This window comes from Streptomyces sparsogenes, assembly GCF_001704635.1.
Lineage (GTDB): Bacteria > Actinomycetota > Actinomycetes > Streptomycetales > Streptomycetaceae > Streptomyces > Streptomyces sparsogenes.
Genome location: NZ_MAXF01000063.1, coordinates 1 through 19,403 on the forward strand (window position 1 = coordinate 1; position 19,403 = coordinate 19,403).

Consider the following 19,403-nt stretch of genomic DNA (forward strand, 5'->3'; position numbering starts at 1 on the left):
GTTCCTGACGGAACGGCTCGGTGTTCACCTGGTGCGGCCGGACCGCAAGGACGAGCCCGTCCGGCACGGGAAGATCGTCCGTGTCCGCCAGTGGATCGAGGCCGTCATCGACACCCTCAAGGGCCAGCTCAGCCTGGAACAGCACGGCGGCAGAACACCGGCCGGAGTCTTCGCCCGCACCGGACAACGACTCCTCGCCCTGGCAGCCGGCATCTGGCACAACTGGACCACCGGCGCCAAGATCAAACGATCCCTGATCGCCTACGACCACTGAGAACATCGGACTCACTCATCTAGTGGTTCTGGGGCTGGGTCTTCCGGTCCCCGGCCGGGGAGTCGGCGGAGGGCCGGGCCGGTGAGGGGGCCGGGGAGTGGGCCTGGGCCTGGAGCCGGGCCACGTACGCGGCGGCCTGCGAGCGGCGCTCCATGCCGAGCTTGGCCAGCAGCCCGGAGACATAGTTCTTGATCGTCTTCTCGGCGAGGTGCAGTCGCTGGCCGATCGCGCGATTGGTGAGCCCCTCCCCGATCAGCACGAGGATCCGCCGCTCCTGCTCGGTCAGCCCGGCGCTCCGGTCGTCCCCGAGCCCGCCCGTGCCGACGCCCGCGCCCACCTCCGTGCCGACGCCCGCCCCCGCACCGACGGCCGCGCCCACCTCCGCCCCCGCGGCCACCTCCCGTACCGCCGCGAGCAGTTCGCCGCTGCCGACGTCCTTGTGGACATAGCCGGAGGCGCCCGCCGCGATCGCGTCGACGAGGGCCGCGTCGCCGGCGAAGGAGGTGAGCATCAGGCAGCGGGCGTCCGGATGGTGGACATGGAGTTCGCGGCAGACCTCGACGCCGCTGCCGTCCAGCAGGGCCACATCGGGGCGCGCGCCGGGGAGCCGGGCCAGCGCCTCGGCCACGGTGCCCGCCTCGCCGACCACCGCCATGTCCGGCTCGCCCGAGAGGAGCTCATGGATACCGCGTCGTAGGATTTCATGGTCGTCGAGGAGGAAAATCCGGATTTTTCCCTCTCCGCGCACGAATCCAGTCTCACACACCGAGTCTTCAGACGTCTCCCGATGTCTTTCCGCGCCCTTGTCCGGGGGGATAACGTGCCGTTGTTCCGGCGGGCTGCGGGGCTGTGACCAGTGCTTGTTCCACTTCTGCGTGATTTACTTGGAAATCCAAGCAAAATTGCAGGTCAGAAGGGGTTTCGCAGAGATGCGACGTTCTGGGTAACGTGCCCTTTGCAGGGCCAGCCGCCGGGATACCTGTCACGCCCGGTCGGTCTTCGGCGCACCCACCCCGTGCGCTGTCGCCGAGCGAGCGAGCCGCAACTGGTCGCCGGCGGATCCCGGGGGCCGGACAGACGGAGGAGCACACGTGACCGTGGAGAGCACTGCAGCGCGCAAACCGCGCCGTAGCGGAGCCAAGCGCACCAGCGGGAAGCGGCGGACGACCGACCAGCCCGAGCTCGTCCAGCTGCTGACCCCCGAGGGCGAGCGGGTCGAGCACCCCGAGTACTCCCTGGACCCCACCCCCGACGAGCTGCGCGCCATGTACCGCGACATGGTGCTGACCCGTCGCTTCGACGGCGAGGCCACCACGCTGCAGCGCCAGGGCGAGCTGGGCCTGTGGGCCTCGCTGCTGGGCCAGGAGGCCGCGCAGATCGGCTCCGGCCGGGCGCTGCGGGACGAGGACTACGTCTTCCCCACCTACCGCGAGCACGGCGTCGCCTGGTGCCGCGGTGTGGACCCGGTGAACCTGCTGGGGATGTTCCGCGGGGTGAACCACGGCGGCTGGGACCCCAACAGCAACAACTTCCACCTCTACACCATCGTCATCGGCTCGCAGGCGCTCCACGCGACCGGCTACGCGATGGGCGTGGCCAAGGACGGCGCGGACGCCGCGGTCCTGGCCTACTTCGGGGACGGCGCCTCCAGCCAGGGCGACGTCGCCGAGGCATTCACCTTCTCCGCGGTCTACAACGCCCCGGTGGTCTTCTTCTGCCAGAACAACCAGTGGGCCATCTCCGAGCCCACCGAGCGGCAGACCCGCGTCCCGCTCTACCAGCGCGCCCAGGGCTACGGCTTCCCCGGCGTCCGGGTCGACGGCAACGACGTGCTGGCCTGCCTCGCGGTCACCAAGGCCGCGCTGGAGCGGGCCCGCACCGGCCAGGGCCCCATGCTGATCGAGGCGTTCACCTACCGCATGGGCGCCCACACCACCTCCGACGACCCGACCCGCTACCGCCGGGCCGAGGAGCGGGAGCTGTGGGAGACCAAGGACCCGATCCTGCGGCTGCGCACCCACCTCACCGCCCAGGACCTGGCGGACGACGCCTTCTTCGCCGAGCTGGAGGAGGAGAGCGACGCGCTCGCCAAGCGGGTGCGCGACGCGGTACGGGCCATGCCCGACCCCGACGACATGGCGCTCTTCGAGCACATCTACGCCGACGGGCACCCGCTCGTCGACGAGGAGCGGGCTCAGTTCGCCGAGTACCAGGCTTCGTTCGCTTCCGCCGAGGAGGGCAACTGACATGGCCGCCCAGAAGATGTCGCTCTCCAAGGCGATCAACGCCTCGCTGCGCAAGGCGCTGGAGAACGACCCCAAGGTCGTGATCATGGGTGAGGACGTCGGCAAGCTCGGCGGGGTCTTCCGCATCACCGACGGCCTCCAGAAGGACTTCGGCGAGGAGCGGGTCATCGACACCCCGCTCGCCGAGTCCGGCATCGTCGGCACCGCGATCGGGCTGGCGCTGCGCGGCTACCGCCCGGTGGCGGAGATCCAGTTCGACGGGTTCGTCTTCCCCGCGTACGACCAGATCGTCACCCAGCTCGCCAAGATGCACGCGCGGTCGCTGGGCAAGGTCAAGCTGCCGGTCGTCATCCGGATCCCCTACGGCGGCGGCATCGGCGCGGTCGAGCACCACAGCGAGTCGCCCGAGGCGCTGTTCGCGCACGTCGCCGGGTTGAAGGTGGTCTCCCCCTCCAACGCCTCCGACGCCTACTGGATGCTCCAGCAGGCCATCGACAGCGATGATCCGGTGATCTACTTCGAGCCGAAGCGCCGCTACCACGACAAGTCCGAGGTCGACACCGCCGCGATCCCCGACCCGCTGCACGCCGCCCGGGTCGCCAGGCCCGGCACGGACCTGACGCTCGCGGCGTACGGCCCCATGGTCAAGGTCGCGCTCGACGCCGCCGGCGCGGCGGCCGAGGAGGGCAAGTCGCTGGAGGTCGTGGACCTGCGGTCGATGTCGCCCATCGACTTCGACACCCTCCAGCGGTCCGTCGAGAAGACCGGCCGCCTGGTCGTCGTCCACGAGGCACCCGTCTTTTTGGGCACTGGCGCGGAGATCGCCGCACGGATCACCGAGAGGTGCTTCTATCACCTTGAGGCCCCGGTGCTGCGGGTCGGCGGTTTCCACGCCCCGTACCCGCCGTCGCGGCTGGAGGACGAATACCTCCCGGGCCTCGACCGGGTGCTCGACGCCGTAGACCGCGCGTTGGCGTACTGAAGGGCTTGAGGAGAGTCGTGACCATGGCTGCAACCGATCAGCGCTTCCGTGAGTTCAAGATGCCCGACGTGGGCGAGGGGCTGACCGAGGCGGAGATCCTCAAGTGGTACGTGGCGCCCGGCGACAGGGTCGCCGACGGCCAGGTGGTGTGCGAGGTGGAGACCGCGAAGGCGGCGGTCGAGCTGCCCATCCCGTTCGACGGCGTGGTGCACGAGCTGCGCTTTGGCGAGGGCACGACGGTGGACGTGGGCACCGCGATCATCTCGGTGGACACCCAGCCGGGCGCGGGGGACGTGCCCGCGCCCGCCGCCCCTGCCGAGTCGGCGGAGGCCGCCGCCCCGGCCGAGCCGGCGGAGGCCGCCGCCCCGGCCGAGCCCGCGGGGGCCGCGGAGCCCGCCGAGGCCGCCGAGAACGGGGGCCGCCAGGCCAACCTGGTCGGCTACGGCGTCGCCCCCTCGTCCACCAAGCGCCGCCCGCGCAAGCCGCGCCCCGGCGCCCCGGCCGCGCCCGCCCGGGGCGTCCCGGCCCAGCCGCTCCCCGCTGCCGCCGCACCGGCCCCCGCGGCCCCCGCCGCACCGGCCCCCGCGCCGCCGCGGCCGGAGCTGAACGGCCACGGCAAGGCCGCGCGCCCGCTGGCCAAGCCCCCGGTCCGCAAGCTCGCCAAGGACCTGGGGATCGACCTCGCGACCGTCACCCCGACCGGTCCCGACGGCACCATCACCCGCGAGGACGTCCACGCGGCCGCGGCCCCCGCGCCCGCCGCCGTGGCCGAGCCCGTCGCGCGGCCGGCAGTGGCCGAGGCGGAGGCGGCCCCTGCCCCCGCCGTCGGCCGCGAGCGCCGGGTGCCGGTCAAGGGCGTGCGCAAGGCCACCGCCCAGGCGATGGTCAACAGCGCCTTCACGGCCCCGCACGTGACCGAGTTCATCACCGTCGACGTCACGCGCACCATGAAGCTCGTCGCCGACCTCAAGCAGGACCCGGACATGGCCGGGCTGCGGGTCAACCCGCTGCTGCTGGTCGCCAAGGCGTTCCTGGTGGCCATCCGGCGCAACCCGGAGATCAACGCGGCCTGGGACGAGGGCGCGCAGGAGATCGTCTACAAGGACTACGTCAACCTGGGCATCGCGGCCGCCACGCCCCGGGGCCTGATCGTCCCCAACATCAAGGACGCGGGCTCGCTGACCCTGCCCGAACTGGCGTCCGCCCTTGGTGAGCTTGTCTCCACCGCCCGCGAGGGCAGGACCAGCCCGGCGGCGATGTCCGGCGGCACGGTCACCATCACCAACGTCGGGGTCTTCGGCGTCGACACCGGCACCCCGATCCTGAACCCCGGCGAGTCCGCGATCCTCGCCTTCGGCGCGGTCAAGCTCCAGCCGTGGGTCCACAAGGGCAAGGTCAAGCCGCGCCAGGTGACCACCCTGGCGCTGTCCTTCGACCACCGCCTGGTCGACGGGGAGCTGGGCTCCAAGGTGCTCGCGGACATCGCGGCCATCCTGGAGCAGCCCAAGCGGCTGATCACCTGGGCCTGAGCACAGGTCCGCACCTGAGCCTGAGCGCAGGTCCGCACCCGGGCCTGAGCGCAGGTCCGCCTCCGGGGCGCCCCCATGGCCGCCCCGGAGGCGCACCGCCCATCGGGCGCATCCCACGACACCCCGCGACATCCCATATCCCGGACGTGCCGCGTCACGCATACCTGTTGTATCTATGATGTGCGCATGTCTCCCGGTCCCGTCCCCGCCGCCCCGACCGCCAAACAGCCACCCGCCGCCGAGCGCGTCTACGCGCACGTCAAGCAAGCCGTACTCGACCGCCGCTACGAGGGCGGCACCCTGCTGACCGAGGGGGACCTCGCCGAGGCCGTCGGCGTCTCGCGCACCCCCGTACGCGAGGCCCTGCTCCGGCTCGAGGCCGAGGGGCTGCTCAAGCTCTACCCGAAGAAGGGCGCCCTCGTGCTGCCCGTGTCCGCGCAGGAGATCGCGGACGTCGTCGAGACCCGGCTGCTGGTCGAGCGGCACGCCGTCGCCAAGGTCGTCCCGGCCGGGCCGCAGCTCATCGCCCGGCTGGAGGATCTGCTCGAGAAGCAGAGGGGGCACGCGGCGGCCGGGGACCTGGGCGCCTTCGCGGTCGCCGACCGGTGCTTCCACGCCGAGATCGTGCGGGCCGCGGGCAACCGCATCCTGGCGCAGCTGTACGACCAGCTGAGGGACCGCCAGCTGCGGATGGGCGTGGCCACCATGCACGCCGAGCCCGGCCGCATCGCCAAGAACATCGCCGAGCACACGGAGATCCTGACCGCCCTGCGCTCCGGCGACGCCGCGGCCGCGGACGGCTTCGTCGAGCGCCACATCAGCTGGGTCAACATCCTGGCGCGGGGTGAGGAGCGGTGAGCCCCCACCGACTGCCCGGCGATCCGCCCGGCGGACGGCGTGCCGTCGCCGTCTGGGGCCTCGGGGTCGCCGTCTACTTCATGGCCATCACCTACCGCACCAGCCTGGGCGTGGCCGGCCTGGACGCCGCCGAGCGGTTCCACATCAACGCCTCGGCGCTGTCGACGTTCTCCATCCTGCAAGTGCTCGTCTACGCGGGCATGCAGATACCCGTGGGTCTGATGGTCGACCGGCTGGGCACCAAGAAGGTGCTCTCGCTCGGCGTGGTGCTGTTCACCTGCGGCCAGTTCGGGTTCGCGCTCTCCCACTCGTACGGCCTCGCGCTGGCCTCCCGCGCGCTGCTCGGCTGCGGCGACGCCATGACGTTCATCAGCGTGCTGCGGCTGGGCTCGCGCTGGTTCCCGGCCCGCCGGGGGCCGCTGATCGCCCAGGTCGCCGCGCTGTTCGGGATGGCGGGCAACCTGGTATCGACGCTGGTGATCGCGCAGGCGCTGCACAGCTTCGGCTGGACCCCGACCTTCGCGGGCAGCGCGATCGGCGGGGCGGTCGTCCTGGTCCTGACGCTGGCGTTCCTGAAGGACCACCCGGAGGGGTACGAGCCCGTCCCGGCCACCCACTCCGGCGCCGGCTTCGTCCGCCGGCAGATCGCGGCGGCCTGGCGCGAGCCCGGCACCCGCCTGGGCATGTGGGTGCACTTCACCACGCAGTTCCCCGCGATGGTCTTCCTGCTGCTGTGGGGGCTGCCGTTCCTGGTGGAGGCGGAGGGGCTCTCCCGCGCGTCCGCCGGTGAGCTGCTGACCCTGGTCGTGCTCTCCAACATGGCGGTCGGCCTGGTCTACGGGCAGGTCATCGCCCGGCACCACGCGGCCCGCGCGCCGCTGGCCCTCGGCACGGTCGCGGCCACGGCGCTGCTGTGGGGCGCCGTGCTGGCCTGGCCCGGCGACCACGCGCCCCTGTGGCTGCTGATCGCGCTGTGCGCCGTGCTCGGCGCCTGCGGCCCCGCCTCGATGATCGGCTTCGACTTCGCCCGGCCCGCGAACCCGCCCGAGCGGCTCGGCACCGCCTCCGGGATCGTCAACATGGGCGGCTTCACCGCCTCGATGACCACCCTGCTGGCCATCGGCGTGCTGCTCGACGCGACCGGGGGCAACTACCGGATCGCCTTCTCCTCGGTGTTCGTCCTCCAGGCCCTCGGCGTGACGCAGGTACTGCGGCTGCGTGGCCGGGCGCACCGCCGGGAGCGCGAGCGCGTCGTCGCGAGCCGCGTCGAGGCGGTGCACGTACCGGCGTGAACGGGCGGTGCACGTACCCGCGTGAACGGGCGGTGCGCGTACCGGCGTGACGCGGGCGCGCCCTGTCCCGGGCGCGCCCGCGTCAGGCCGTGACCGCGAAGTGGGCCAGGATCGCCTCGGCCAGCTGCTGGTCGCCCTCGATCTTCAGCTTGTCGGCGACCGCCTCCGCCCGCACCCGTCCGCACGCCAGGCGCAGATACGTCTCCCAGTCCGTGGTCAGCGTGACCGTCGGCCCGAGCGAGACGCTGCCGTCGATGGTGCCCCGGCCCTCGGCGTCGACCCGTACCGTCCGCATGAACTCCAGCGGGCCGTTCACATCGAAGACCACCGCCGAGCCGGGCGCCGCGCCCGCGTCGTCGACGACCACCTTCGGGAGCGCGGCCAGCAGCCGGTCCCGGGCGATGGACGCACCGGCGGAGTCGAGATTGCCCGGCTGGCCGAGCGCCCGCCGCAGGTCCTGCTCGTGCACCCACACGTCGAACGCCCGCCTCTGAAGGGCCTCCTCCAAGCTCACCTCGCCGCCGCCGGGCCAGCGCACCATGGCGTCCGGCTGGCGCTTCTCGTTCCGCAGCTGGCGGGAGCGGCGGATGATCGTGTACTCCAGCTCGGAGGTCATCTCGGGCGCGGTGTGGCACCGCCGCACATCGACCTGGACCTCCATGTAGCGGGCGTGCTCGCTGGTGACGTGGAACAGGTCGCGCGGCAGCGAGTGGATCGGGCGCGGGTCGCCGAGCATCTCGCACTCGAGGCCGATGACATGCGAGACCACATCGCGCACCGACCACCCCGGGCACTCGGTGGCCCAGTTCCACTCCCCTTCGACGAGCGGATTCACCAACTCGGATATCGCTTCGACGGAATGGGTCCAGGCGTCGATGGAGGTCTGAAGGCTGGGATGGACGGTCACGGGACCCCTCGGGCGGTTGGTACGCGGGCTGGGTGCTTGTGTGTGCGTTTAAGTTACGCTGCGCACGAGCACCCCGGGAGTGCTTTCGGGTCTGATCGTAGGCCCGGATCGGCGGCTCGACCGCTGAGAGCGGTGGTAAGGTGCGCGCCTTCCCGCCGGAGACCGGGGCGAACCCGGATGGATCGGACGTACCGGTCGAATCCCGTCGGACGGTGCCTCAGTCGGCGATGTGGCGATACCCGGTGGTCCGCGAGGGCGGCGGCAGGGGCGCGACGGTGACGGTGCGGCCGCGGCCGGGGGCGTGGATCACCTTGCCGCCTCCGATGTAGAGGGCGACATGGCCGTCCCCGTAGGCCAGGACCAGATCGCCGGGGCGGAGTCCGGCGCGGGTGGTGGCCTTCCCGGCGTACCGCTGGGACCAGGTGGTGCGGGGGAGATTGACCCCGGCGGCCTGCCAGGCCCGCATCGTCAGGCCCGAGCAGTCGAAGCCGCGGGGACCGGTGCCGCCCCAGACGTAGGGCTTGCCGAGCTGGTCGTGGGCGAAGGCGATGGCCCGCGCGGCCCGGCCCTTGGGCTCGGGGTGCTTCCTGGGGTGCTTCTTGGCGGGCTTCTTGGGGTGCTTCTCGGTGCCCTTCTTGCCGGTGTCCTTCTTGCCGGTGTCGTCGTCGGCGTCGGCGCCGGCGCTGTCGCCGGTGGTGCGCTCGGGGGCGGACGGGCCGATCTCGCCGCCCGCCGGCTCCCGTTCCTCGACGTCGTCCGCGGCCACCTGGCCGGGCAGCTTCAGGGTGTCCCCGGCGTAGATGAGGGTCGAGCCGCCCAGCTCGTTCAGCTCCTGCAGCGTCTTGACGGTGGTGTGGTGCTCCTGGGCGAGGCCGTACAGCGTGTCGCCGCGGACCAGCACCACCGTCGTCGGCTGCGCGGGCGGGACGGCGCCGGGCCGGGTGTCGGCGTCGCCGCCGTCGTCCTTCTGCTTCGGCTGGGCGGCCGGGGTCTTCGCGTCGGCCGGCGGGGCCAGGTCGACCTTCCGCGAGGGAGCGGGTGACTGGGCGGAGGCGCGGTCGCCCGCCGGGCCGTGGACGGCCAGCAGCGCACCCGCCAGGACCGCGAGGACGGCCAGCACCGCCACGGCGCCCGTACGCACCGCGGTCCGGCCCACGGTGGCCGCCAGCTTCCGCCATCCGGCGGCCGGCTTGACGTGCGCCGCCGACGACCTCTGGGTGCGGCGTCGGGCGGCCCGTATGTGCTCTCCCATCACAACCTCCTTCGCGGTCGCCCCTGGGGCGGGGCGTGAGAGGGAGGCTGCTGGGGCGCGAGGGTGTCCGGCAACGCCTGGGCCGTCCGGGACAGTCCGGCCCTGTCTGTGCAGGTCAGGGCCCCCGCCGGGCCGGCACGGCCCCGCCGGCCCGGCACGGGCGGGTGGAACGGCCGCACCCGCTCCGGGACCTGTCACGCCTCGACGGCGCACGTCCGGACACCCGCGCTGACCTGCGTAGACGATCCCGGACGGGCCCGGACGCCCAGACCCGTTGCCGAGCCCGCCGGACACCCCGAGGCTTCTGCCCACCGCCCCGCACCGCCGGGCGGCGCCCCCGTCGAAGGCGCCGCTCCGCGTGCTGCCGGGGCCGCCCTGCCGCTCACCGGTGTCGACGGCCGCAGGCAGGCGCGACAAGGAGCCGGGATCGCTCGCGAGAAGGTGCCCGGTTCCCCGGAAGCCACTCATTCCTTCCACCCAGGAGCATCAGCATGCGCATCACACGAACCCGGCGGACCCGCAACCTGGTGGTCGCGGCCCTCGCCGGCAGCCTGCTGGCCGGCGGCACGGCAGCCGTCGTCGGCCAGGACCTCTTCAGCACCGACGCCTCCGCCAAGCCCGCCGAGCCCGCCGACACCATCGCCAACGCGGCGGCGTCCGCGGGTGGTGGCCTGCCCGCCGTGCAAGGGCTGAAGTTCAGCCTGGGCGACCGGTCGGTGAAGCTGTCCTGGAAGAAGGTGACCGGCGCGGACGACTATCGCGTCTACGCCGATTACTCCTGCGACAACATGCCCCGCAGCGCCAGCACCTATCAGCTCGTCAAGGACCGGCTGGGCAAGCAGACCGAGTGGACCCACCAGAACATCACGGCCAACTGCGTCAACTACGCGGTGGCCGCGGTACGTGACGGCAAGCAGGGCGCGCTGCCCCCGATCGGCAAGCGGGTGGTGGTCTCGATGACCAACCGCGACCACACCACGGCCGCCCAGCGCTACTTCGCCGCCGCCCCCGACGCCGGTGACGTCGTCGCCCGGACCCGGGTCGCCCCCGGCCAGGACCGAGGGATCGTGCTGGCCCGCGCCTACATCCGGAACAAGGACACCTTCACCGAGGCCATCGGCGACCATCGCGGCTGGACCGCCGACCCCAGGGCGTCCTCCAAGGTCACGGTCGCCTGGAACACCGGCACCGGCGACGTCGCCGTTTACGTCCACAAGTCCTGTGCCGCCGGCACCTCACTGCCCAACGGCGAATCGGTGCAGGCGGGGTGCAAGGACGCGCTGCCCGCCGCGTTCGTCCCCAACGCGGCCTCCGCGGGTGACTCCTCCTCGGACCCGCGCAACCTGATCAGCGTCTCGCGCACCGGCTCGGGCGGCCTGTCCATCGGGGTGTCCGCGGTCAACTCCATCCTGAGCAAGCTCGGCCGGATCAACGCACAGCTGACCCTGTCCCCGTACCAGGACACCTTCCGCGTCACCCTCATGGCCGACAAATTCCCGTCGTGGGAGTTCATCCGCTACCCCCACTTCGTCCAGGGCGCGCCGATCGGGGAATCCAGGGTGATCGCCACCCGCGACCAGACCGGTATCTCCGACCTCACCAGCGGACAGCAGTCGACCTGCGTCAGCCCGGCGGCCGAGACCCTGCACGCCCAGAACCCCATGTCCTGCTGAGCGGCACGGGGCACACCGGCGCGAGCCGTCATGCCCACCCGTCGCGGGGGAGCCGGCCGGGCAGCCCGGCCGGCTCCCCCGCAACGCTGTTCCATGAGGTGAGGGCAAGCCTGAAGCAGGCACGATGCCGCCCCGGGGGTCGTGGGCTGCTCCTCGCGCACGAGTGGCACCCTTGACGTCATGAGCAAGCGAGCCCGCGTCCGCGCCCCCGAGCTGCGAGGACGATCCTGGATCAACACCGGCGGCAAGGAACTGTCCCTCGCGGACTTCCGGGGCCACATCGTGATCCTGGACTTCTGGACGTTCTGTTGCGTGAACTGCCTGCACGTCCTGGACGAGCTGCGCGAGCTGGAGGAGAAGCACCGCGACACCGTCGTGATCGTCGGGGTGCACTCGCCGAAGTTCGTCCACGAGGCCGAGCACCAGGCGGTCGTCGACGCCGTCGAGCGCTATGAGGTGCACCACCCCGTGCTCGACGACCCCGAGCTGGCCACCTGGAAGCAGTACGCGGTACGGGCCTGGCCGACGCTGGTGGTCATCGACCCCGAGGGGTACGTGGTCGCCCAGCACGCGGGCGAGGGGCACGCCCACGCGCTGGAGACGCTGGTCGCCGAGCTGGAGGCCGAGCACGGCGCGAAGGGCACGCTGCGGCGCGGCGACGGGCCGTACGTGCCGCCGGAGCCGGTCGCCACCGAGCTGCGCTTCCCGGGCAAGGCGCTGCCGCTGCCCGGCGGCACCTTCCTGGTCTCGGACACCACCCGCCACCAGCTCGTCGAACTCGCGGCGGACGGCGAGAGCGTGCTGCGGCGGATCGGGGCGGGCGAGCGGGGGCTGGTCGACGGGCCCGCCGACCGGGCGCGGTTCAGCGAGCCGCAGGGTCTCGCGCTGCTGCCGGACGGCACGGTGATCGTCGCCGACACGGTCAACCACGCGCTGCGCGCCCTGGACCCGGCCACCGGCGAGGTGCGGACCGTCGCCGGCACCGGGCGCCAGTGGTGGCAGGGCTCCCCGGCCGCCGGGCCCGCCCGTGAGGTCGATCTGTCCTCGCCGTGGGACGTGGCGTGGTTCGCCGACCGGCTGTGGATCGCGATGGCGGGCGTCCACCAGCTGTGGACCTACGACCCGGCGGACGGGACCGTACGCGCCGCAGCCGGCACGACCAACGAGGGCCTGGTCGACGGACCGGCCGAACAGGCCTGGTTCGCCCAGCCGTCCGGGCTCGCCGCGGCCGGGGACCGCCTGTGGGTCGCGGACTCCGAGACCTCGGCGGTGCGCTACGTGGAGCGGGACGGCGAGGGAGCGGGGGAGGACGGCGCGGGCGGCTTCGTGGTCCGTACGGCCGTGGGCACCGGGCTGTTCGACTTCGGCCACCGCGACGGACCGGCCGACCAGGCGCTCCTCCAGCACCCGCTCGGCGTGACCGCGCTGCCCGACGGCTCGGTCGCCGTCTGTGACACCTACAACCACGCGCTGCGCCGCTTCGACCCGGCCTCAGGCGAGGTCAGCACCCTCGCGACCGACCTGCGGGAGCCCTCCGACGCGGTGCTGGCCGACGGCGACATCCTCGTCGTCGAGTCCGCGCGGCACCGGCTGACCCGGCTGCGGCTGCCCGAGGAGGCGGTACGGGTGGAGGCGGTGGCGCACCGCACGCAGCGGGCCGCCACCGACATCGCCCCGGGCACGGTCCGGCTCGACGTCGTCTTCCACGCGCCCGCCGGCCAGAAGCTCGACACCCGCTACGGCCCCTCCACCCGCCTGCTGGTCAGCTCCACCCCGCCCGGCCTGCTGGCCGAGGGCGAGGGGGCCGGCACCGACCTGGCCCGCGAGCTGGTGCTGGCGGAGGGGGTGACCGAAGGTGTGCTGCACGTCTCGGCGATGGCCGCCTCCTGCGACGACGACCCATCCAACGAATACCCGGCCTGCCATGTGCACCAGCAGGACTGGGGTGTTCCGGTGCGGGTCGTCGAGGGCGGCGCGACCAGGCTGCCGCTGGTGCTCGCGGGGATGGACGCGGACGAGGCGCCCCCGTCCTCCTAGGAGCCCTGGTGACGTGGTGACCAGGCGGCCCAGGTGCCCTGGCCCGCCTAGTCGTAGTACCGCTGCTCCTCGACGACCGGCGCGGCCGGGGCCGGGGCCCGGGTGCGCCGGCGCTTGAGGACGCTGACGTAGGCCGCCATGCCGATGAAACCGACGGCCATCAGGATCAGTCCGATGAGGTGGAGGTGGAGGCCGTCGGTCTTCACGTCCACAGCGAAGGTGAGGATGGCCCCCACCGCGATCATTCCTATGCAACCGCCCAGGCCCATGAGTGGTGCCTCCGAACTGGATTGACTGTCTATCCGGGCTGGTTTTGATCGGGTACCCGGGTCGGCGAGGGCCAATCCGCCTCGCGGGCCCCGGGCCTGTCGGGCCGGCCTCCGCCGGGCCGGCGCGGGCCGGGGCAGAGGGGGAGGCAGGCCAGGTCAGGGGCGGCTCAGGGGCAGGGGTGGATGGACGCGGCCAGGGCCCATGACGGACCATGGGGCGATGTCGCTCAGTACGCATGACGCCGACCTGTTCGAGGCTGCCCGGGGCCGCCTGGAGGCGATCGCCTACCGGCTGCTGGGCTCGGCGGGCGACGCCGAGGACGCGGTGCAGGACGCGTATCTGCGGTGGCATGCGGCGGACCGGGAGCGGATCGAGACGCCCGAGGCATGGCTGACGAAGGTGCTCACCAATCTCTGCCTCAATCAGCTCACCTCTGCGCGCGCCAGGCGCGAAACCTATGTGGGGCAGTGGCTCCCGGAGCCGGTCCTGGCCGGGGACCGGATGCTCGGCCCGGCCGACACCGTCGAGCAGCGCGAGTCGGTCTCCCTCGCGATGCTCACCCTCATGGAGCGGCTGTCGCCCAATGAGCGCGTGGTGTACGTGCTGCGCGAGGCGTTCGGGTATCCGCACCGCGAGATCGCGGAGATCCTCGACCTCACCGAGTCCAACTGCCAGCAGATCTACCGGCGTGCCAAGCAGCACCTCACCATCGACCGGCCCCGTACGGAGGTGGACGCGGCCGCCGCGCGGAAGATCGTCGAGGAGTTCCTCACCGCGGCCCTCAGCGGCGACACCGAGCCCCTGATCCGGCTGCTCACGGACGACGCGGTCGGCATCGCCGACGGCGGTGGCCGGGTCCGGGCCCGCAGGAGCCTGGTCGTCGGCGCGCTCGACCTCGCGCGATACCTGTCCGGGGTGCTCCGGCCGACCGAGTCCAAGCGAACGCTCGTGGGCGGCAGCCCCGCCTTCCACGCCGCCGTCGTCAACGGCGGTCCCGCCGTGCTGCTGGAGGTCGAGGGGCGGGTCTTCGGCGTTCTCGGCATCGAGGCGACCCCTGACGGCGTCGCGGCGATCCACATTCAGGTCAATCCCGACAAACTGGAGCGCATCACGCGCCAGTGGGCGGCCTCCGGCCCCCATCCCCCGCTTCCGGTCACATGGTGACCCACATCACGTTCCTCGACTGTCAGGGTTCGCGCGGCTGTCCGGTTCAGGAGGTGAATCGGAGAGGAGCGAACCATGAAGCACCGCATTGTCGTCCTCGGAGCCGGGTACGCCGGAGCCGTCACCGCCGGTCGTCTCGCCAAGCGGCTGCACCGCGACGACGTCGAGATCACCCTCGTCAACGCGGACCCCGACTTCGTCGAACGGGTGCGCCTGCACCAGCTCGCGAGCGGGCAGGACCTGCCGCGCCGCCCGCTGCGCGAGGTCTTCGCGGGCACCGGCGTGCGGGTGCGGGCGGCGCGGGTCACGGCGGTGGACGTGGACCGCAAGACCGTCGAACTCGTCGATGAGCAGGGCGCGGACACCCCCGCCCACGACACCCCTGCCCACGACCCGCTCGCCCACGACAGCCTCGCCTACGACACGCTGGTGTACGCCCTCGGAAGCACCGTCGCCGACAACGGCGTCCCCGGTGTCGCCGAGCACGCCTACGACGTCGCCGGGAAGCAGTCCGCGCTGCGGCTGCGGGCGCGCCTGGCCGAGGTGGCGCCGGGCGGGACCGTGCTGGTCGTCGGCGGCGGCCTGACCGCCATCGAGGCGGCCGCCGAGATCGCCGAGGCCCACCCGGACCTGCGGGTCGCCATCGCCGCGCGCGGCGGCGTCGGCGACTGGCTCAGCGACAAGGCCCGGCGCCATCTGCGCGGCGCCTTCGACCGGCTCGGCATCACGGTCCACGAGCGGGCCGACATCACGCGCGTCGGAGCGGACGGCGTGGTCGTCGGCGCGGCCGGGGAGATCCCGGCCCAGGTGACCGTGTGGACCGCGGGCTTCACCGCCCACCCGCTCGCGGCCGCCACCACGCTGGAGGTGTCCGACACCGGGCGGATCGTCGTCGACGACACCATGCGCTCGGTCTCCCACCCCGATGTGTACGCCGTCGGCGACGCCGCGTTCGCCCAAGGGGCGGGTGACAAGCCCCTGCGGATGGGCTGCGCCACGGCGAACCCGATGGCGTGGCTGGCCGCCGACGCCCTCGCCGCGCGCCTGACCGGCCGCAAGGTACCCCGGACCACGATCGGCTACGCCGCCCAGTGCGTCAGCCTCGGCCGCCGCGACGCCATCGTTCAGCGCGTGACCTCCGACGACCGACCCACCTCCACCGTCCTCACGGGCCGGACCGCCGCCCGCGTCAAGGAGTTCATCTGCGCGGCCACGGCCTGGGGCATCTCCCACCCGACCTCGATGGTGCCGAGCCGCCGCCGGCACCTCGCGAGCGGCCGCGGATCGGAAGCGGTCACAGCTTCCGCGTCATGAACGTACTGTTCGGGTCGGGCCGGTAGTCCGCGAACGGTTCGCAGGGGACGAACCCGAACTTCTCGTACAGCTTCCTGGCCGGCAGGAAGAACTCGGCCGACCCGGTCTCCAGACTCAGCCTCGTGAAACCCATGCGCTCGGCCTCGGTGATGATGTGCTCGAGCAGCAGGGACGCGACCCCGCTCCGCTTGCGCGCCGCCTTGGTGCGCATCGACTTCAGCTCGGCGTGGCCCGCGTCCAGCTTCTTGAGCGCACCGCAGCCCACCAGCACGTCACCGTCCCGCACCACCCAGAAGGTGATGCCGGGCTCGCGGAGGGCGTCGAGGTCGAGCGCGTGCTTGCTCTCCGGAGGTGAGAGGGACCGCATCTGCTGCACGTGCTCGTCGAGGAACTCGGCTATCCCGGGTCCGGAGAGGTCGTCTGTCTCGATCTTCATGCCCACTCGCCCTACTCTCTAGACTCCCCGGATGACCGGTCTCCGTCTCACCGTCCTGGGATCCGCGACGCCCTACGCGAGCGTGGACAACCCCTGCTCCGGCTATCTGATCTCCAGCGGCGACACCCGCCTCTGGGCGGACGCGGGCAGTGGCACGCTGGCGCGACTGCAGCGGTACGCCCGGCTCGACGAGGTGGACGCGATCTGGATCTCCCACCTGCACGCCGACCATAGCGCGGACCTGCTGACCGCCTACTACGCGGCGCTCTACGCGGACCTCCGGCTCGCCGCCCCCATCCCCCTCTACGGGCCGCCGGGCATCGCCGAGCGGCTGGCCCACTACCTGACCAACGGCCCGCGCCGCAGCCCGGTCGAGTCGGCCTTCGCCATCCACGAGCTGCACGACGGACACCAGGCGCGCGTCGGCGCCCTCACCTTGACCAGCGCGGCGGTGGCGCACGGCATCCCGGCCTTCGCCGTACGCGTCGAGGCCGACGGCCGGTCGCTGGTCTACTCCGGCGACACCGCCCCCTGCGCGAGCCTCACGCGGCTGGCCGAGGGGTGTGACGTGCTGCTGTGCGAGGCCGAGAGCGACCGCGCCCCGGCGGAGGACGAGCAGGTGCACCACACCCCCGAGGACACCGGCGACACGGCCACCGCGGCCCGGGCCGCCCGGCTGATCGTCACCCACGTCGGCCGCTCCCTCACCCCGCCCCAAGCGGTGGCCCGTGCCTCGGCCCGCTTCGCCGGCCCCGTCGACTACGCCGCGCCCGGTGCCGCCTTCGAGATCCCCCTCAGCCCAGCAGGGCGATGACCTCCACGAAGTAGTCGTAGGCCGCGGGTACGGCCACCTTCAGCTTGGGGTCGTCCAGCTGTGGCAAACACCCATCGGTTGCGCATCAAAGGCGAGGTGCGCCATTCGTCGGAGTGAACGGCGGCACACGAGAAGGGCCCCGCCCCATACCCTGGCAGGGACGATCTGGCAGAGAGGGGCACGGCCATGGGATCTGACGCTACCTCGAACCCGCTGGACCATCCGCTGGTCTTCGGCCAGCGGATGCAAGTCCTCCGCACGCGCCGGGGTATGAGCCGTACCGTCCTCGCCGGTCTGCTCGACAAGTCCCCGAGCTGGGTGAAGCAGGTCGAGAACGGTGCTCTCCACACTCCCGGGCTTCCGATGATTCTGCGCATCGCCGAGGTCCTGCGCGTCCGCAATCTCGCGGAGCTCACCGGCGACCAGTCCATGCCCGTCGATCTCTTCATCGGCCCAGGCCACGCCAAGCTGCCCGCAGTGCGATCCGCGATCGACACGTTCCCCACCGTCGCCGCCGATCGCGAAGCGCCCTCGGCCGCGCACCTGAGGACACGCCTCGAAAGCGCTTGGTCGGCCCGCCACTCCGCCCCCAAACACCGCGATGTGATCGGCGGCCTTCTGCCGAGTCTCATCCGGGACGCGCAACTCGCCGTACGCCAGGCCGACCGCGCGCCGGAACGGCGAGCGGCTCAGGCGGTGCTGTCCGAGGTCTACTCCCTCAGCCAATTCTTCATCGCCTACCAGCCGGACACCGCCCTTCTGTGGCGCGTGGCCGAGCGCGGCCTGGTCGCCGCCCAGGAGAGCGAGGACCCGCACGCCATCGGCGTGGCCGCCTGGCTCACCGCCCAGGCCCACCGCGACAGCGGCCCCACCCACTTCGACGCGGCCGACGCGGTCACCTTGGAGACTCTGCGCTACCTCGAGCCCCTCCTGCCGGAAGCGCCGGACGAGGTGCGCGCCATCGCAGGGGCCTTGCAGTTCGAGGCCGGTTACACCGCCGCGCGCCGGGGCGACACCGGCACCGCGTGGAGCTACTGGGAAACCGCGAGGAAGATGGCCAAGCGGCTCCCCGCCGACTACTACCACCCCGTGACGTCGTTCTCCCGGGCCATCATGGGCGCGCACGCGGTCACGATCGCCGTCGAGCTGCACGCGGGCCGGGAGTCCGTACGGCAGGTCGCGAAGGCCGACGCCGAGGCGATTCCGTCACGGCCCCGGCTGGCCCGGCACCGGATCGAGGAGGCCCGGGGCTACCAACTCGACGGGCAGCCGGAGACCGCGCTGGCGACGTTGGTGAAGGCGTACGAGGCCGCGCCGGAGACCATTCGTTACAACGGCTACGCGCGCCGAATCGTCTTGGAGGAGACGGAGGCGAAGTCACCGGAGCGTCGCCGTCGCGCGGCCGACCTGGCCGTGAGGATCGGGGTATTGGCCGCCTGAACCCGCGTTCGAGGGGCAGATTCTCTGCCCCCTCTCTGCTCTTGACGCTCTTACGGTCGGTGATCACCTGATCACCGATGACGTCGGGGGCTCTTGTGGAGACGACGAACAGTTACACCGTCCTGCCGTGGATGCCGCCAAGCGGCCGTGGCACGCAACTGCAGGCCGCCGGCCGGTCGTGGGACGCCGTGCGCGTTCCCCTCTCCATCGGCATCGGCGAACGCACCCTCGAGCTGCTGGGCGGCGTGACGGGCGCGGTCATCGAGAACCCGTTCGACAAGGTTCTGTACTGGTTGATCACGCCTGGCTCGGCCATCGAATGGGACATGACCCGGCTGCCCCACGTCCAGGTCTGGGGAGCGACCGCGTACATCGAGGTGCCGTCCGTCGACTGCCGGAGGGGGCCCGGGGTGCGCTGGCGCGTACCGCCCCGGGACCGCTGCCTCACCGACCCGGCGGCCCTGCTCGCCGCACTGCGCACCGCGACCCGCGAGGCACTCGGCCCCCGCGAGGGGGCGGCCCGGTGACCGAGTACTGCTACCGCTGCGACAAGCCCACCCGCGACCCGGTCACCGTCCTGCGCGCCTCGGCGTCCGGGCCCGGGTGCCTGCGCCATCTGTGCCCGGACTGCAACCGCCGACGCCCTCACCCCGACGCCGACCTCTACGAAGTGCTGGTCACCCTCCAGCGCGACAGGCACCCGACATGACCACCCCGGCCGGAGCCCGGCGCCTGTCTCCGTACTGCGCGCTGTACACCGCCGAGCCCGACACCACACCCGACGAGATCCACGCCTATTGCAAGGGGCCGGGCGAGGTCCGGGCCGAGCCCGTACCGCCCGCGACCCGTGGCGCGCTTCTCTTCACCATCCGCTGCGACTGCGCCTGTCACCGCATCTGAGGCCGTGACGTTGCG

The 19,403-nt window shown here is 72.4% G+C and carries 19 protein-coding genes and 1 pseudogene; 15 read left to right on the plus strand and 5 right to left on the minus strand.

Annotation, left to right across the window (positions count from 1 at the left end; translation table 11 throughout):
- A pseudogene (locus BBH68_RS13610) lies at positions 1-274 on the plus strand (IS982 family transposase); the annotation flags it as partial.
- A 19-nt stretch (positions 275-293) separates the two neighbouring features.
- Here the strand turns inward: BBH68_RS13610 and BBH68_RS13615 are convergent.
- The gene (locus BBH68_RS13615) at positions 294-1,022 is read right to left on the minus strand and encodes a response regulator (RefSeq protein WP_079150965.1); all 729 of its coding nucleotides are present in this window, start codon (positions 1,020-1,022) and stop codon (positions 294-296) included.
- 343 nt (positions 1,023-1,365) lie between these two features.
- On the opposite strand from BBH68_RS13615, the gene pdhA reads away from it, so the two are divergent.
- The 5 genes from pdhA (at position 1,366) to BBH68_RS13640 (ending at position 7,181) form a co-directional block, all read left to right on the plus strand.
- Complete coding sequence (pdhA, locus tag BBH68_RS13620; RefSeq protein ID WP_065962146.1) at positions 1,366-2,520, plus strand: pyruvate dehydrogenase (acetyl-transferring) E1 component subunit alpha; 1,155 nt, start codon at positions 1,366-1,368, stop codon at positions 2,518-2,520.
- Between the two features lies 1 nt (position 2,521).
- Positions 2,522-3,502: an alpha-ketoacid dehydrogenase subunit beta gene (locus tag BBH68_RS13625; protein ID WP_065962149.1), complete on the plus strand. Its 981-nt coding sequence runs from the start codon at positions 2,522-2,524 to the stop codon at positions 3,500-3,502.
- A gap of 23 nt (positions 3,503-3,525) precedes the next feature.
- Positions 3,526-5,031, plus strand: coding sequence for a dihydrolipoamide acetyltransferase family protein (locus BBH68_RS13630; RefSeq protein WP_065962194.1), 1,506 nt, complete (start codon positions 3,526-3,528; stop codon positions 5,029-5,031).
- Positions 5,032-5,217: 186 nt separating this feature from the next.
- Positions 5,218-5,889, plus strand: coding sequence for a GntR family transcriptional regulator (locus BBH68_RS13635; RefSeq protein ID WP_065962151.1), 672 nt, complete (start codon positions 5,218-5,220; stop codon positions 5,887-5,889).
- The gene (locus tag BBH68_RS13640) at positions 5,886-7,181 is read left to right on the plus strand and encodes an MFS transporter (RefSeq protein WP_065962152.1); all 1,296 of its coding nucleotides are present in this window, start codon (positions 5,886-5,888) and stop codon (positions 7,179-7,181) included. Before BBH68_RS13635 ends, BBH68_RS13640 begins: the two co-directional genes overlap by 4 nt.
- A gap of 82 nt (positions 7,182-7,263) precedes the next feature.
- Here the strand turns inward: BBH68_RS13640 and BBH68_RS13645 are convergent, their stop codons facing one another.
- Both BBH68_RS13645 and BBH68_RS40695 read right to left on the minus strand, forming a co-directional pair.
- A complete protein-coding gene (locus BBH68_RS13645; RefSeq protein ID WP_065962153.1) occupies positions 7,264-8,088 on the minus strand; it encodes a maleylpyruvate isomerase family mycothiol-dependent enzyme in 825 nt (274 codons plus the stop codon).
- 217 nt (positions 8,089-8,305) lie between these two features.
- On the minus strand, positions 8,306-9,340 hold the full coding sequence (locus BBH68_RS40695; RefSeq protein WP_065962155.1) for a C40 family peptidase: 1,035 nt from the start codon (positions 9,338-9,340) through the stop codon (positions 8,306-8,308).
- Between the two features lie 491 nt (positions 9,341-9,831).
- Here BBH68_RS40695 and BBH68_RS13655 point away from each other — a divergent pair, with 491 nt between their 5' ends.
- Both BBH68_RS13655 and BBH68_RS13660 read left to right on the plus strand, forming a co-directional pair.
- Entirely contained in the window at positions 9,832-11,013 is a 1,182-nt protein-coding gene (locus tag BBH68_RS13655) for a hypothetical protein (RefSeq protein WP_065962156.1), read from the plus strand.
- Between the two features lie 180 nt (positions 11,014-11,193).
- Entirely contained in the window at positions 11,194-13,050 is a 1,857-nt protein-coding gene (locus BBH68_RS13660; RefSeq protein WP_065962158.1) for an NHL domain-containing thioredoxin family protein, read from the plus strand.
- A 47-nt stretch (positions 13,051-13,097) separates the two neighbouring features.
- On the opposite strand, the gene BBH68_RS13665 is transcribed toward BBH68_RS13660, so the two are convergent.
- Positions 13,098-13,319 carry a DUF6458 family protein gene (locus BBH68_RS13665; protein ID WP_065962161.1) on the minus strand — a complete coding sequence of 74 codons (222 nt, stop codon included), beginning with the start codon at positions 13,317-13,319 and terminating at the stop codon, positions 13,098-13,100.
- Between the two features lie 220 nt (positions 13,320-13,539).
- On the opposite strand from BBH68_RS13665, the gene sigJ reads away from it, so the two are divergent.
- On the plus strand, positions 13,540-14,484 hold the full coding sequence (gene sigJ / locus BBH68_RS13670; RefSeq protein ID WP_065962163.1) for an RNA polymerase sigma factor SigJ: 945 nt from the start codon (positions 13,540-13,542) through the stop codon (positions 14,482-14,484).
- Positions 14,485-14,559: 75 nt separating this feature from the next.
- On the plus strand, positions 14,560-15,798 hold the full coding sequence (locus BBH68_RS13675) for an NAD(P)/FAD-dependent oxidoreductase (RefSeq protein ID WP_065962165.1): 1,239 nt from the start codon (positions 14,560-14,562) through the stop codon (positions 15,796-15,798).
- Here BBH68_RS13675 and BBH68_RS13680 read toward each other — a convergent pair.
- Complete coding sequence (locus tag BBH68_RS13680; RefSeq protein ID WP_065962195.1) at positions 15,779-16,234, minus strand: GNAT family N-acetyltransferase; 456 nt, start codon at positions 16,232-16,234, stop codon at positions 15,779-15,781. The two genes, BBH68_RS13675 and BBH68_RS13680, sit on opposite strands and share 20 nt — an antisense overlap.
- Positions 16,235-16,265: 31 nt before the next feature.
- On the opposite strand from BBH68_RS13680, the gene BBH68_RS13685 reads away from it, so the two are divergent.
- From BBH68_RS13685 to BBH68_RS13705, 5 genes are all read left to right on the plus strand, one after another.
- Positions 16,266-17,048 carry an MBL fold metallo-hydrolase gene (locus BBH68_RS13685; RefSeq protein WP_065962167.1) on the plus strand — a complete coding sequence of 261 codons (783 nt, stop codon included), beginning with the start codon at positions 16,266-16,268 and terminating at the stop codon, positions 17,046-17,048.
- A 186-nt stretch (positions 17,049-17,234) separates the two neighbouring features.
- A complete protein-coding gene (locus BBH68_RS13690) occupies positions 17,235-18,488 on the plus strand; it encodes a helix-turn-helix domain-containing protein (RefSeq protein WP_065962169.1) in 1,254 nt (417 codons plus the stop codon).
- A 95-nt stretch (positions 18,489-18,583) separates the two neighbouring features.
- Positions 18,584-19,015 carry a hypothetical protein gene (locus BBH68_RS13695; RefSeq protein ID WP_079150970.1) on the plus strand — a complete coding sequence of 144 codons (432 nt, stop codon included), beginning with the start codon at positions 18,584-18,586 and terminating at the stop codon, positions 19,013-19,015.
- On the plus strand, positions 19,012-19,197 hold the full coding sequence (locus BBH68_RS13700) for a hypothetical protein (RefSeq protein ID WP_065962173.1): 186 nt from the start codon (positions 19,012-19,014) through the stop codon (positions 19,195-19,197). The genes BBH68_RS13695 and BBH68_RS13700 overlap by 4 nt, the downstream gene beginning before the upstream one ends.
- On the plus strand, positions 19,194-19,388 hold the full coding sequence (locus BBH68_RS13705) for a hypothetical protein (RefSeq protein WP_065962175.1): 195 nt from the start codon (positions 19,194-19,196) through the stop codon (positions 19,386-19,388). Before BBH68_RS13700 ends, BBH68_RS13705 begins: the two co-directional genes overlap by 4 nt.
- Positions 19,389-19,403: the final 15 nt, after the last annotated feature.

Bases quoted from the DNA above. Each gene is read 5' to 3' on its own strand.
- BBH68_RS13625 (WP_065962149.1), top strand. From the start codon at position 2,522: ATGGCCGCCCAGAAGATGTCGCTCTCCAAGGCGATCAACGCCTCGCTG.
- BBH68_RS13630 (WP_065962194.1), top strand. From the start codon at position 3,526: ATGGCTGCAACCGATCAGCGCTTCCGTGAGTTCAAGATGCCCGACGTG.
- BBH68_RS13635 (WP_065962151.1), top strand. From the start codon at position 5,218: ATGTCTCCCGGTCCCGTCCCCGCCGCCCCGACCGCCAAACAGCCACCC.
- BBH68_RS40695 (WP_065962155.1), bottom strand. From the start codon at position 9,340: ATGGGAGAGCACATACGGGCCGCCCGACGCCGCACCCAGAGGTCGTCG.
- BBH68_RS13655 (WP_065962156.1), top strand. From the start codon at position 9,832: ATGCGCATCACACGAACCCGGCGGACCCGCAACCTGGTGGTCGCGGCC.
- BBH68_RS13660 (WP_065962158.1), top strand. From the start codon at position 11,194: ATGAGCAAGCGAGCCCGCGTCCGCGCCCCCGAGCTGCGAGGACGATCC.
- BBH68_RS13665 (WP_065962161.1), bottom strand. From the start codon at position 13,319: ATGGGCCTGGGCGGTTGCATAGGAATGATCGCGGTGGGGGCCATCCTC.
- sigJ (WP_065962163.1), top strand. From the start codon at position 13,540: ATGTCGCTCAGTACGCATGACGCCGACCTGTTCGAGGCTGCCCGGGGC.
- BBH68_RS13675 (WP_065962165.1), top strand. From the start codon at position 14,560: ATGAAGCACCGCATTGTCGTCCTCGGAGCCGGGTACGCCGGAGCCGTC.
- BBH68_RS13680 (WP_065962195.1), bottom strand. From the start codon at position 16,234: ATGAAGATCGAGACAGACGACCTCTCCGGACCCGGGATAGCCGAGTTC.
- BBH68_RS13685 (WP_065962167.1), top strand. From the start codon at position 16,266: ATGACCGGTCTCCGTCTCACCGTCCTGGGATCCGCGACGCCCTACGCG.
- BBH68_RS13690 (WP_065962169.1), top strand. From the start codon at position 17,235: ATGGGATCTGACGCTACCTCGAACCCGCTGGACCATCCGCTGGTCTTC.
- BBH68_RS13705 (WP_065962175.1), top strand. From the start codon at position 19,194: ATGACCACCCCGGCCGGAGCCCGGCGCCTGTCTCCGTACTGCGCGCTG.